The sequence below is a fragment of the Streptomyces sp. NPDC047017 genome (genome assembly GCF_040644175.1).
Taxonomy (GTDB): Bacteria; Actinomycetota; Actinomycetes; order Streptomycetales; family Streptomycetaceae; genus Streptomyces.
Window position 1 is genome coordinate 22,258 of sequence record NZ_JBEYVW010000035.1, and the last position, 12,841, is coordinate 35,098.

Here is a 12,841-nt window from a genome sequence, read left to right on the forward strand (position 1 = left end):
ATCACCGCTGTTCTGCGCCTCCACCACACCCTGCCGACCGGGCATCGCTGGGACCGGGCGCCGGGTGTGACCCTGCTCGGCGACGCAGCCCATCCCGAAGCCCCGAACGGCGAAGGCGCCAACCTGGCCATGCTCGACGGCGCCGAACACGGCAAGGCCCTCGCTGCGCACCCCGACGACGTAGAGGCCGCACTGCCCGGGTACGAACAGGCCCCGTTCGCCCGCGGCACCGAGCCCGTCACCTTCAACGGCGCCGAGGTCCAAGGGATCGACTCCGAGCACAACACGGTCCAGGCCATGCTCAAGATGATCACCGGGCAGAGTCGCCAGGCGTGTCTGACCGGTCAGGTCGGAAGCATGACCGATGCCGTGCGTAGCCCGATCTCCATGCCGCGAACTGTCCGGGCAGATGACGCTACTGGACGCCGGTACGCCTGTTGCTGAACGCGGGACAGGACCACTCAGCCCGGAACCACCGGCTCGATTTCGGAGTGATCGTTTCGGCTGGTTCGGGGTGGCCCGTGGCCGAGTTGTGGGTTCGGGCGTGGGGTGTCCGCTGGTCTGCCCAGCTCTTCCGCATGCTCGGAGGTCTCGGGCCCTTGCGGGCGGGGTGGTCAGGGCATCTCGGCGGCGAGCGGTGGAGATCCAGCATTGCCCTTCCTCGTCCCACATCGCTTTGGGGTACTTGACCGCCTTCCATGCGGTTTCGTCGATGCCCGTGATCGCGGGCTTGACGGAGGTGTTCATCCGCACCGTGATGGAGAACCGGACGCCCAGGGCCCGGCAGGCGTTCACGACATCGGCGCCGTAGAACGCGGAGTCGGCCCGCACGATGAGCAGCCCGTTCGCGCCGCACGCTCTCGCGGTGCGGATCGATTCGGCGATGAACGTAGCCGCACCCCGGGCGGAGTTGGACGGTCCTTTGCGCAGGCGGGTGGCGGCGATCAGCGGAGCGGCCAGCGGGGTGGAGACGATCCCGATCAGCGCGTTCAAGCCCTTGACCTTGCTGTATCCGCAGCCGACTCCCTGCTTGGCGGAGCCGTGGGTGCGGCGGATCGTGTCGTCGATGTCCACGTAGGCCACCTGGCCGGCGCCGGGCAGCAGCGGGGCGTGCGCTGCGGGCCACCGCGTGCAGTTGCTTCACGTGTCCGTGGCTGAAGCAACGCGGGAAGCTGCCCAGCGTGGACGGTGCCCGCACCCCGCTGAACAGCCGCGGCAGCCCACCGTGCCGCAGCCGGTCCATGTCATCGATGCTGTCCGCCCCGGCGGCCATGCCGCCGACCAGCGACATCAGCTTCGCCGCGGGGAAGGTCCCAGTGCCGTCCTTCGAGGCCGGCAGCCGGACGTGCTCGTCGACGAGTGCGGGCAGTCCACACCGCCCGGCCAGCCGCACCACCGGGGCCAGGCCGGCGTACCCGACCAGATTCGGATCATCAAACCGTGCGGAGACCCTCGCCTCGGCACGGGAAGACTGCATCTCGGAAGTGCCTTGCCGATCGTGCGTGCTGGAAGCGTGAAGAACTCCCATCACCGCAGGTCACAAGGCACTTCCTCGTCTCCAGAGAAGCTATCCACAGGAATCAACCAGTGGATCCGGGCTCGGACGGCGCACGCACCATATGTGGCAAGATCACTCAGCGGAGCATTGACTTCTGACTTCGCCACAACGGAATTCACGACGGGGAGACATGCGAAACACGATCAAGACCCTGATGCTCGGTGCGGCGCTCGCGGGCGCCGTCGTACTGCCCAGCGCCACCGCGGCGTCCGCCGCGTCGGACCCGGTGCACTATCCCGCGTGTGGCAGCTACAAGCTGTCGACCGACCACGAGTGCCTGATGGCCGTGCGCGGGAAGCAGGTCCACGGCTGGAAGGCGACGGTCAACCTCCACGCGGAGAAGAGGAAGGGCCACGACTGGGTGTTCGCCGCGGCCTGGGTCGGCAAGGGCGGACACGTGTGGGTCGAGCGGCAGCACGCCGGGCACACGCAGACGCTGGGCAAGATGACCTCCCTGGGCGACGGCTTCGTGTCCATGGGGTTGGTCGGTGCGGTCTACGACGGTCCCGGCTACAAGTCCAGGGCCTGCGCGGACCTCAAGGGCGGCAAGCTGCGCACCTGCACGAAGTGGTACTGAGGGCATCACCCGGGGGTCCGCGCACACCCCGGAGCCCACGAGGTCCGGCACGGAGGGGTTCGTAGCGACCTTCGATCCGCTTGAGTCCACCTGGTGAACCCAAGCGGTCCGCAACGGCCGGGTCTCCTCCCGAAGGGGAGGACTTCCACGCAGGGCGGGCACCCCCAGGGGCCCGCCCTGTGCCGTTCCCGAAGCGCGGCGTCAACTCACCACGGGCGGAGCGCTGCCCGGGCTCCTCGGTCTGTCAGGCGGCCCTCTCGCTCGCGTTGCGCGCGAGGATCGACGCGGGCCTGTGTTCTCCCTCCTCGGTGAGCCACAGCCGGTCCTCGGCGTCCCGGGTCAGCCGGCCACGCTCCAACAGCACCTCGGCCTCGGCCGCCAGGTCGTCTACGGGGCGAATGCAGGAGGTCATGGCCGCCCGCAGCTCGGGGAGAGTCATTCCCGCGCCGTCGGGTGAGATGTCGTTCTTCGACAGGTTGCGCAGCAGCCAGAACTGGTGCTGGATGTAGCCCTTTTCGGCCTGCCGGGCCCGGGTGCAGGCGATGAGCGCCTCGTAGGCGACCTCGGGCCAGTATGCGGCGGGCTGCCCGGCGAGTTCGGCGTCGGAGACCTGCTGGGTCGCCATGGGGTGCCCCTCCTGGTACGTCGATGCGGAACCCGCACGCCGTGACCGCATGCCCAGCAGGCGCATTGGCCGGAAAGCCCACCTGTCGGTGACCGGCACTGCCACACTTGGATCCGTTGTGATCAGCACACGTCGACGGAGGACACGTTGAGTCAGCAGGAACAGCCCTGGCAGCCGGGCCCGAAGGACCTGCCTTTCACGACCAGCCTGATCAACCCCCACGGCGACCGGCACCTGGCCTTCGACGACGAAGACGGCCGCTTCTACCGTCTGTGGCAGTACAAGTCCCCCGAACCGCTGCACACCGGCCAGGCGATCCTGCTGCGCCCGAGCGACGTCGACCAGATCATCAAGTTCTCCATGCTCTGGGCGATGAAGCACCCGACCCACCCGCGCAGCAGCGACCTGGTCGATGAGGTCGCCGCCGGAGCCAAGGCCGCAGTCGTGCACTTCGCCCAAGCCGCCCAGGCTCCGGTGCAGTACTGAGGCGGCGTCCCGGCCTTCCTCCCGCGCCCTGGTGTCACACGCCGTGTGACACTCGCCCGCCAGGGAACTCCGGCGGCACACCAGGGACGGTCAGCGAAGACATGGCGACGGGCCGCGCCCGGAGTCGAGCAGTACGCCGAGCAGGCCGGGAGACCGCCTGCCATCCCGCGGACGTCGCGGGCCCGGGCAGCTGGAGCACGCCGGCTGCCGACGACGACCTCGACGCGAACCGCCCGTCAGCACCGTCCCGACATCACGGTGTCACGATCTGTGGACGCGCGAACGTCGAGTTGTCGATGACAACGTCCATCATCGGCAGCGGGTCGACTTCCTGAACATAGATGCCCTCGGCCACCAGATACCCACCCCGCGAACGAAGTCGCGGTCACCCACGAGCAGCGGGTCCGTGAGTGGATGCGCGGCTTGGCAGCCGAGGCAGGCGCTGCCGACTCCGAGCAGCTCACGGACGAGCTGAGCCGGTATGGGTGGAGACGTTCACCAGGTTGCGGATGGGGCGTTTTGAGAAGCTACTTCGGGTGGTACGGGAGCGGGGCGGCAACGGCCCCGGTGGTGCCGGCCGTGGTGCCTTCCGCCGGCCGAGCGGGTGCTGCTGGTAGCCGTCTACTACCGCACGAACCTCACCATGCGGCAGCTCGCGCCGCTCTTCGGCTGCTCACCTGCCACCGTCTGCCGGGTCATCCAGCGCCTGCGACCCCTGCTTGCGCTGGAGCCGGCGCCCCAGCCGGTACCGGGCACCGACCGGTTATGGATCGTGGACGGCACCCTGATCCCGGTCCGTGACCGTAAGGTCGCAGCCTCCTCACGCAACTACCGGTTCTCAGCGAACGTGCAGGTCATCATCGACGCAGACACCCGCCTGGTGGTGGCCTCGGCCCGGCCGGCACCCGGCAACAAGGCAGACGCACACGTCTGGCGCGAGTCAGACCTGCCGGCCGTGGCGGCGAGCACGACGGTGATCGCGGACGGCGCATACCGGGGCACCGGGCTGGTCGTCCCGCACCGCAGACGAGCCGGACGTCCCCTCCCGCGCGGCCAAGAGGAAGACAACGCCGAACACCGGCGCGTCCGGGCCCGTGTCGAGCACAGCTTCGCCCGGATGAAGAACCGGAAGATCCTCCGCGACTGCCGCCAAAGGGGCGACGGCCTCCACCACGCCGTCCAAGCCGTCGCCACCATGCACAACCTCGCCCTGACAAGGTGAACACAGCAGCTCAACTGCCACTCAACCCTGTCCACCACCAACCTTCTGCAGCACCCTTTAGTGCAGTCTGGCTCGGTCTCCGTCGAGGAGCTGGTGGCCGATGGGTGTCGCCGAGTGGCGCACGTGCTGTCCTTCTCGGTGGCTTGTCACCAGTCCGCCGTCACGCAGGATGGTCAACTGGTAGCTCGCGCTCGGCAGCGCTATGCCGACGGCTGTGGCGACTTCGGATGTGCTCCGGGGCCGTCCACGGGCGACCTCGGTGAGAACGGATGCCCTGGTACGGCCCAGCAGGCGGTCGAGTCGGCTGTCGTTCTCCGGGACGACGTCGAGCGGCCGTGCTGCGACGGGATAGACGAGCACGGGGCCGAGGGTGGGATCGGCGAGGGCTGTCGGCCTGCGCCAGCAGAAATAAGAGGGGACGAGGAGCAGTCCTCGGCCTTCCAGACGGAGGTCCCGGTGGGTGGGGTAGTCCACTTCAAGCACGGGCGGGCCCCACTGGGCGAGCGGGCGCAGACTCTCCAGCAGGGCGCGCACGCCGCCGTCGAGCAGGACGCGGGAGCGCGTGTCGATCTCGTCATCGATGGCTTTTCGGATGTGGTCCCAGCGCGGTTCGAGCAGGGCCCTGCTGGAGACTTCGAGGACCTTCGTCAGGGATCGCATACCGCGGCTACCCGGCCGACCGAGCTCTGCGGTCCAGGGAGGGAGCGGAGTGGTCACCCGGAGTCTGGCCAGGTCGCGGCGCAGCCGGTCGGCAGGGGTGACCCGCACCTCCTCCAGGGCGGCGGGCAGGCCTCCCTCCGGAACGGAGGGAGTGAGGAAGTCCGGAATGTACCCGGCCGGGGGAACGAGTGTCCGCAGCATGGACACAGCCTGGTTCGCGGCCGGATTCCCGGCCAGCCGCTCACGCACCGAGCGGCGCCATGCGCCGAATTCGAGCGGCCCCTGTTGTGTGACGGATCGGCACGTCGCGCAGATGAGTTCCCACAGCGGCTGGGGATGGCGCGAGATCCGGATGTTCTGCAAGTCGCGGGAGGTGAAATGGATACGGAGCATGCGGCCTCTTTCATACTTCGTGGGGGGGGAGAGAGAGCCGGGGAGTGCTGCGCCAAAGGCTGGGGCCTCGACCGTCACATGCGGTCTCCGAGTGCGCTGCGGCAGGCGGCACCGCCTCCTGGCCCGTCGGTGCCGGCGCCCGGGCCCTCGGTCCGGGTGACCGGTGGTTTCCGGCCGAGGTCATGCGCGTCCCGGGCCTCCTGCGGCCGATCTACGATCTCCGCCGGAGACGGCCGCGGTTCACCCCGTCCCCGGTCGCGGTCCGCGGACGTCAGCCGACGTCCTTGCAGGGCAGCCCGACAGAGGTCTAGGTGCCGCCGGACAGCTCCCACCCCTCGACGCAGGTCTGACCCGTCCCTCTGCCCGACCCCACCATGCCGGGATAGGCGCTGTTCTGGCCGTTGGCCCTCATGGCGGGGGCCCCACGCGTTGATGTGGCCGTAGAAGCGATTCGTACCGCTGTAGTTGCCGAGCGTCGTGTAGCCCGACGCGTTGCCGGTCACGCTCACGCAGACCTTGTGGTTGCATCCGCGCGCGTCCTTCAGTTCTGCCTGGCCCTCCCCCCGGAGACACACTTCCTTCGCGCATGTCCAGCTCGCGCGGCACTGCTGAGTAGTGTCCGCGGCCCTGGCAGCCGCGCCGCTCGTCACGAAGGCCGAACACCGCTGCCGTGACCAGTACCGAGCGCATCGAGCCTCCTGTGCGCGGGTTGCGCTTGCTCAGGACCATTCCCTGGTTCTCGGCTTAGGGATAGCCGGAACTCTTTGTTCGGTGTCCGGACCGGAGCGGTGAACAATCAATCGCGGAACATCACGTCACCGCCGGGCCGGACGAGCCCTCCGAGCGGTGACGGCTTCCCGCGTGAGGCGTCCTCCGCTGGACCGAGGAGCCGACTGCTGAGGTTGAACTCGTGATGTCGTGCCGTTGCTCAGCTGGTTCTGATCGTCAGGCTGGTCTCGGCGAGGCAGCCGTCTATGAGGTGACTGCGGTACTGGATGTGCCGCAGGCCGCTTCGGATGGTCTGGACGAGGTGTTCGGGGGTGTGGAAGGCGACGTTGGGGAGCCAGCCGCGCCGCAGGAGGGACCAGACCCCTTCGACGGGGTTGAGGTCGGGTGCGTAGGGCGACAGGTAGTAGATGGTCAGCCAGTCCCGGGATGCGGCGAACTCCCGGAGTCCGGCGGCCTTGTGGACATTCAAGTTGTCCCAGACGAGCACGATCGGGCCACCAAGCTGCTGGTGTGCTGCGATCAGCAGGTCCCGATAGTCGCGCCAGGAGAAGCTCTTACGCCCGTCCCGTCTGCCGTCGTCGTGGCGCGGCCGGTAGATCAGCTTTGAGCGGTGGCCGGCTTTTTAGCAGGTCAGCGCGGCGATGGAGATGCGTCTGCGGGAACGGCCGCGGACCCGCACGACCGGGGTCCGTCCGCGCTGCGACCAGGTCTTCGCATGCGGCGGCGTCATGGAGAATTCGGCTTCGTCCTCGAAGACGAGCCAGGCTCCACGGGCCGCCGCAAGCCTTTCGCGCAGGGCCAGTTCTCCTTCACCCAACCGGCCACGGCGTCGTCGTCCCGTTCCAGGGCCCGGCGGGCGGGGATCTGGCAGGACCAGCCGTTACGGACCAGCAGCTTGCGCACGCCCTGGATCGTGTAGGTCATGTGGAAGTGTCGGCCGATCACCGTCTTGATCCGCGCCAGTGTCCATCGCTGGTCCTCCCAGCCGTGCGTGGCCGGCCCTTTGGCCAGCTCCGCCTCCAGCTGTGCGAACTGCTTCTCGGTCAGTCTCGGCACCGACGCCGGCCCCTGCGACCGCAGAGCCAGCGGACCGCCTTCGTCCCACGTCTGCCGCCATCGCTGCACCGACCGGACACTGACCCGCAGGTCCTTGGCGATCACCGAACTCGCCTCACCCCGGGCGAATCTTTCGGCCGTCTGCAGCCGTAACTCCTCGCGGAAATGCTGCCGTTCGGCAGTCAGCCCGCCGCCTTGTGGATACCGCATGCCCCGGTGATACCGCACGGACAACGAGCCGTCAGCCCCTACGACTCCGCGAGTTCAACTTCAGTAACCACCGAGCCGGACGGTGGGCGGCCCGGGCCGAAAGTCGTCGCCCCGCCACCGTTGATCTCCGTAGGTCACGACACTTGTGGCGGAACAAGTCAGATCGGGGGAAACATGCCACGTAAAGAGTCACCGCTTCCCAAGGGCGACGGCCCAGTGGTGCAGTTCGCCGCGGAGCTGAGGGAACTTCGCCGGGCAGCGGGCGGGCCCTCCTACCGCGATCTCGCGGCACGGGCGCACTATTCGGTGGCGACGCTGTCGAGCGCCGCGGCGGGCCAGAGGCTGCCGTCCCTGGAGGTGACCCGGGGTTATGTCGGCGCCTGTGGCGGCGACGTGGAGCGGTGGGAGGCCTTCTGGCACACCACGGCTGCCGCCGTCGCTCTCGCCGAGGACCCGGCGGACGACGCCGCTCCCCCACCGGATCAGGACGACTCGCCCTATCCGGGGCTGGCCTCCTTCGGCTCACGGCACAGCCGCTTCTTCTTCGGGCGCGAACGAGTGGTCGAGCAGTTGCGGAGGCGGCTCACGGATCAACGGTTCATCGCCCTGTTCGGCGCCTCGGGAGCCGGTAAGTCCTCTGTGCTGGACGCGGGGCTGTCACCGTACCTGCGAGCCGAGGACCGGGCCGTCATCACGCTCACCCCAGGTGTCCGGCCGCTGGAGGAACTGGCGGTGCGTCTGGCGGGTCATGGTGCCACCACGCCAGGCCGTCTGCTAGAGGAGCTACGGGCGGACCCCGGGAACCTGCATCTCCTGCTCCGTCAGATCGTCGCCGAGGAACCCGGGCGGGACGAAGTGATCCTCATTGTCGACCAGTTCGAGGAACTCTTCACGCTCTGCTCCCGCCGCGAAGAGCGTGACCACTTCATCGAAGCTCTTCTCCTGGCCGCCCGCGCCGAGAACAGTGCGTGCCGCATCGTGCTGGGCGTCCGGGCGGACTTCTACGCCCGCTGCATCGCCCACGCCGCCCTCGCCAGAACCCTGGACGCGGCGATGGTGACGCTCGGCCCGATGGACTCCGAGGAACTCCACCGAGCCATCTGCCGTCCTGCGGAAGCGGTCGGATGCCGAGTCGAAGGGCGGCTGCTGGCCTACCTGATCGCCCAGGCCCAGGACAGCGCCGGGACGCTCCCGCTGCTCTCTCACGCGCTCCGGGAGACATGGAGGCACCGCCGGGGCACACTGCTGACGATGGATGCCTGCCGGAGTGCGGGATCCATCGAGCATGCCCTGACCCGCACCGCTGAACGCTTCTACCAAGCGCTCAGCCCGCGGCAGAGGGAGGCAGCCAGGCACCTCTTTCTCCGGCTCGTCACCGTAGGGGAGGGCATCGAGTACAGCAAGTGCCGCATCGACCGCTCCGAGCTGCCCCCCGATCCGGGCACGGTGGCGATCGTCGAACGGGCCACCGCCGAACGGCTGATCACCGTGGACGGCCAGCACCTGGATCTGACGCACGAAGCTCTCATCCGGTGGTGGCCGCGACTCGGCGGATGGCTCGCGGAGGGCCGCGAGCTTCTGCGCACCCGTCGGCAGTTGACAGAAGCGGCCGCGACCTGGGCGCACCTAGAACAGGATCCGGGGGCCCTGCTACGAGGGGCACGCCTGGAGGCGGCCCGTCCTCTGGCCCGGGCCGAGGAAGCGGGCCTCACCGCGCGCGAGAGGGAGTTCCTTGAGGCGAGTCTGGCGGCGAAGAGTGCGGACCGGACCGCCGCGAACCGACGCGAGCGCCTACGGCGTCTGCTGATCGCCGCGTCGGCGGTGCTGCTCGCCATCTCCCTGGCCACCTCCGTCCTCGCCATGCACGCCGACCGCGAGGCCACGGCCCAGCGCGACGAAGCCGTCGCCCACAACGCGAGCACGGCGGCCACCGCGCTGGCGCGCCGGTCACCAGGCCTCGCCACCCAGATCGCCCTGGCCGCCTACCGGCTACAGCCCAGCCAGTACAGCCGCGACGCGCTGCTCAGCACACTGATGTCCACATGGACTGCGCACCGAGCCGAGATGTACGCCATGGACATCAGCCCGGACGGCGGCATCCTGGCGACGGCAGGATGGGACCGCACCGTGCGCCTGTGGGACTTGCGCACCGCACGGTACCCCCGCAGGACAGCCGTGCTCACCGGCCACAGGGATGCCGTCTACGCAGTGGCCATGCACCCACATCGCCCTGTACTGGCCAGCGCGGGAGCCGACGGGTCCCTGATCCTGTGGGACATCACCGACCCGTACTGGCCGCACCGGCTCGCCACCCTGCGGACGCACATGAAGACCGTACGCGCGCTCGCCTTCAGCCCCTCCGGGCAGACCCTCGTCAGCGCCGGCAGTGACGGAAACGTGGTGCTGTGGAACACCCGGTCCGTCAGCAAGCCCGTCCGCGGCGTCAGTCTGCCCGGTCATCAGGACGAAGTGCGGTCCGTGGCCTTCAGCGCGGACGGACGGCTGCTGGCGAGCGCGGGGGGCGGAGACGAGCGCGTCATCCTCTGGGACACCACGTCTCCGGCTCACCCCGTCGAGCGCGCGGACTGGCAGGCGCACAGCACGACCGCTCTCTCCGTTGCCTTCAACCCGCGCACCGGCGTCCTCGCCACGTCCGGCGGCGGGGACCGTCCAGTGAAGCTGTGGCGTGTCGCGGGGACGCACCACCCGGTGCTGCTCGCCGCGCTGGACGGGCCCACCGACGTGGTCGGCAGCGTCGCGTTCAGCCCTGACGGCCGCCTGCTGACGGCGGGTAGCGACGACCGCACCGCCCGGATCTGGCGAGTGCCACCACACGGATGGCCCCGGCGAGAGGCCGTGCTCACGGGATTCAGCACTGCGGTACTGGGTCTCAGGTTCACTCCGGACGGCAAGCAAGTGGTCACCGGTGTCTTCGACGGGACCACCCATACCCTGCCGGCCGACTTCGGCCAGGCCCTCGCCCACGCATGCAGCTACGCCGGCCAACCTCTCACCCATGAGCAATGGCGACGCTACCTGAACAAAGTGTCCTACCGTCAGCCGTGCTGAGCTTGTTTTTCAACCAGTTCGGCGGGGTTTGGTGTCGGCCTTGTGGTGGGCTGGCCGCTGGTATGCCTCGCCGCCGGTGAGGACTCGTCCCACGTCGTTGCGGGTTGCGGGGCGCCGGTTCTTCGAGCCCGGCGGGCGTCCGGGGCCGGGTGTGGTGGGTTTCGGTGCACCGGCCGGAGAGCCCCGTCGTCGTGCGGAGGTTCCGGAACCCGCGCCGGACCCGGGCCGGGGTGAGTTTGCGCGGGGGCGCCGGTGTCTCCCACGGCCGGCGGAGGTCGGTGGCGAGGGGGCGTGCGAGGCGGAGCTGAGTGTGGGCCGCGATGATGAGTCAGGTCCAGCGGTCGGCGGTGGCCGAGTCGCGCAGGCGGGGCCGGGTTCAGCCGAGGGTCTGCTTGAGCATGCGGAAGGTGTGCTCGATGCCGAACCGTCGCAGGAACGCCTGCCGGCACCGGTCGACGTCGGCCGGGGTGGCACCGGTCCGTGACCACCACGACCAGACCGGCTTGTTCACCCTGCCGGAGGGCAGGTGCTCGACAGCCAGGCGGATGACGGTGCCCTCGATGACCCTGGAGGACGACCACGTCGTGCGCTCCAGCACGTTTCGACGGTGTTCGAAATCGTGGTGATCCCCTCGACGCGGAACCTACGTTGACCTCACACCGGGTTCGACCACCGGGACGGGTCCCGTCTCGGCGGCACGACTCCGGAACGACACAGGAGGGGAAGACACATGCGTGCACGTTCCTTGCGAGGCAGCCTTGCCGCACTCGTGGCGGCGACAGCGCTCCTCGCCGGCGGTTCCCAGGCGGTGGCGGCGCAGCCACTCTCCCAGGCGAAGACCGTCTCGTTCCACACGCTGGCCCCGGCCACCGTCCAAGACAGGGTCTACCTGACCACGGTCATCGACCAGTGGACCCACTACACCCCCGACTCGAAGACCTCGTCCCACGCGGGCACCCTGTACCGCGGCACCAGCTACTTCTACTGCTACACGGCCGGCGAGGTCTACACGAACAACGGGCGTACGAGCGGGTGGTGGCTTCTCACCGACGACGACACCGGGCACCGCAACGTGTACGTGAACGAGGTGAACCTGGACGACTACGGTTGGGAGCACGACATCGACTTGCTGCAGCACTGCTGACAGACGGTTCGTAGCTCATGGGCGGCGGGGTCCTGACCCACGTCCGCGGTCCCGTCGCCCTGACCGTCGTCGCCAACTGCTACGGTGTGATCATGTCCGGCCGCTTCCAGAAGCGCGCCGCACCGTCCACTGACCCAGGCCCCGGGCCCTTGCATCGGGTCAGCGCGTCCAGGCCCTGCGCTGCGGCCGGATGGCATCACCTGCTTCTCCATGGATCTTTGAGCTGGTTGGCGGGGTGCTTGCCGAGTTCGTCGTCCAGCCGCCGCACCACGCCGTCGTCCTCGTCTTCGGGTACCGGGACGGCGGCCAGGAGCCAGGCGGGGCCGCCGGTCTTCTCGGCGACTCAGGCCAGTTCGGCGGGGCACAGCGCGTTCAGAACATTGGCGACAGCGGTGCACGGGTTGACATCGTGGCGCTGGTCGGAGTCATCAGCGGCGCCGGCTGAGCGTGCGGGTCTCGACCGATGAGTTGACCAGTCGAGTTGAGTCTCGTCGCCCGCTGGGGGGGGGGGCATCAGGCGGCTCACCCGAAGTTCTGCCAGCGCGGCGCGCGACGCGTCAGTGCGGCGGCGGCCGGCCCGATCACGGCGCCGGCAGCGACATCGCTGGGGTAGGGCGCACCGGACTATACCCGCGCCACGGCCACCATGGCGGCCGGCAGAGCACCTGTCACCCCGGCAGCAGGCCAGAGCGGGCGCGGCAGTTGCGGTGTAGGCGACCGCGGCGGCGGTGTGCCCGGAAGGGAACGACGACGGCTCGGGCCGGTCCTCGGTCTCGTCGTGCGGAAACCACTCCTCGGGCGACCACTCCCGGTTGGCGAGCTGCTTGCCCACCCGTTGGAGCCCGGCTGCGCCAGCGCCATCGCCGCCATTCCGGCCGCCGCTGCCGACCGGCCGCGTCACCCGTCGGCCGCGGCCATCACTACCGTTGCGCCGCACCACGGCTTCGTGCTCTCCGCGGCCTCCTCCACCGCCGACAGCGTCCGGTGCAAGCCGGGCGGGGTGCTGGCGGCGAGCCACGGGTGGTCGTTGCTGCGTCCGCGGGGGTTGCTCGATGAACCCGCTGATGAAGGTCCGCAAGGCCACGTCGTCCCTGTGCTTGTGGGGGGGGGGT

7 protein-coding genes and 6 pseudogenes are annotated in these 12,841 nt (G+C 69.3%); 7 read left to right on the forward strand and 6 right to left on the reverse strand.

The window, feature by feature from the left end; genetic code table 11:
* Window positions 1–9: 9 nt before the first annotated feature.
* A pseudogene (locus ABZ858_RS36180) lies at window positions 10–315 on the forward strand (FAD-dependent monooxygenase); the annotation flags it as partial.
* 384 nt (window positions 316–699) lie between these two features.
* On the opposite strand, the pseudogene ABZ858_RS36185 reads toward ABZ858_RS36180, so the two are convergent.
* Window positions 700–1,083, reverse strand: a pseudogene (locus ABZ858_RS36185) (transposase); the annotation flags it as partial.
* 605 nt (window positions 1,084–1,688) lie between these two features.
* Between ABZ858_RS36185 and ABZ858_RS36190 the strand changes: the two are divergent.
* A complete protein-coding gene (locus ABZ858_RS36190; RefSeq protein ID WP_361388938.1) occupies window positions 1,689–2,135 on the forward strand; it encodes a hypothetical protein in 447 nt (148 codons plus the stop codon).
* Between the two features lie 295 nt (window positions 2,136–2,430).
* On the opposite strand, the pseudogene ABZ858_RS36195 reads toward ABZ858_RS36190, so the two are convergent.
* Window positions 2,431–2,760, reverse strand: a pseudogene (locus ABZ858_RS36195) (MarR family transcriptional regulator); the annotation flags it as partial.
* 147 nt (window positions 2,761–2,907) lie between these two features.
* Between ABZ858_RS36195 and ABZ858_RS36200 the strand changes: the two are divergent.
* Both ABZ858_RS36200 and ABZ858_RS36205 read left to right on the forward strand, forming a co-directional pair.
* Window positions 2,908–3,246 (forward strand): hypothetical protein, encoded by a 339-nt coding sequence (locus ABZ858_RS36200; protein WP_361388940.1) that lies wholly within the window; start codon window positions 2,908–2,910, stop codon window positions 3,244–3,246.
* A 509-nt stretch (window positions 3,247–3,755) separates the two neighbouring features.
* Window positions 3,756–4,468, forward strand: a pseudogene (locus ABZ858_RS36205) (transposase family protein).
* A 57-nt stretch (window positions 4,469–4,525) separates the two neighbouring features.
* Here the strand turns inward: ABZ858_RS36205 and ABZ858_RS36210 are convergent.
* From ABZ858_RS36210 to ABZ858_RS36220, 3 genes and pseudogenes are all read right to left on the reverse strand, one after another.
* On the reverse strand, window positions 4,526–5,521 hold the full coding sequence (locus ABZ858_RS36210) for a winged helix-turn-helix domain-containing protein (RefSeq protein WP_361388943.1): 996 nt from the start codon (window positions 5,519–5,521) through the stop codon (window positions 4,526–4,528).
* Window positions 5,522–6,449: 928 nt separating this feature from the next.
* Window positions 6,450–6,980 (reverse strand): annotated as a pseudogene (locus ABZ858_RS36215) (transposase).
* A complete protein-coding gene (locus ABZ858_RS36220; RefSeq protein ID WP_361388946.1) occupies window positions 6,977–7,516 on the reverse strand; it encodes a winged helix-turn-helix domain-containing protein in 540 nt (179 codons plus the stop codon). Before ABZ858_RS36220 ends, ABZ858_RS36215 begins: the two are co-directional and overlap by 4 nt.
* A gap of 216 nt (window positions 7,517–7,732) precedes the next feature.
* Between ABZ858_RS36220 and ABZ858_RS36225 the strand changes: the two genes are divergently transcribed.
* Entirely contained in the window at window positions 7,733–10,585 is a 2,853-nt protein-coding gene (locus tag ABZ858_RS36225) for an XRE family transcriptional regulator (protein ID WP_361388949.1), read from the forward strand.
* Window positions 10,586–10,594: 9 nt separating this feature from the next.
* On the opposite strand, the pseudogene ABZ858_RS36230 reads toward ABZ858_RS36225, so the two are convergent.
* Window positions 10,595–11,150: pseudogene (locus ABZ858_RS36230) on the reverse strand (transposase); the annotation flags it as partial.
* Between the two features lie 165 nt (window positions 11,151–11,315).
* Between ABZ858_RS36230 and ABZ858_RS36235 the strand changes: the two are divergent.
* Window positions 11,316–11,729 (forward strand): hypothetical protein, encoded by a 414-nt coding sequence (locus tag ABZ858_RS36235; protein ID WP_361388952.1) that lies wholly within the window; start codon window positions 11,316–11,318, stop codon window positions 11,727–11,729.
* A 235-nt stretch (window positions 11,730–11,964) separates the two neighbouring features.
* Window positions 11,965–12,174 (forward strand): hypothetical protein, encoded by a 210-nt coding sequence (locus tag ABZ858_RS36240; RefSeq protein ID WP_361388955.1) that lies wholly within the window; start codon window positions 11,965–11,967, stop codon window positions 12,172–12,174.
* The last annotated feature ends 667 nt before the right edge of the window (window positions 12,175–12,841 follow it).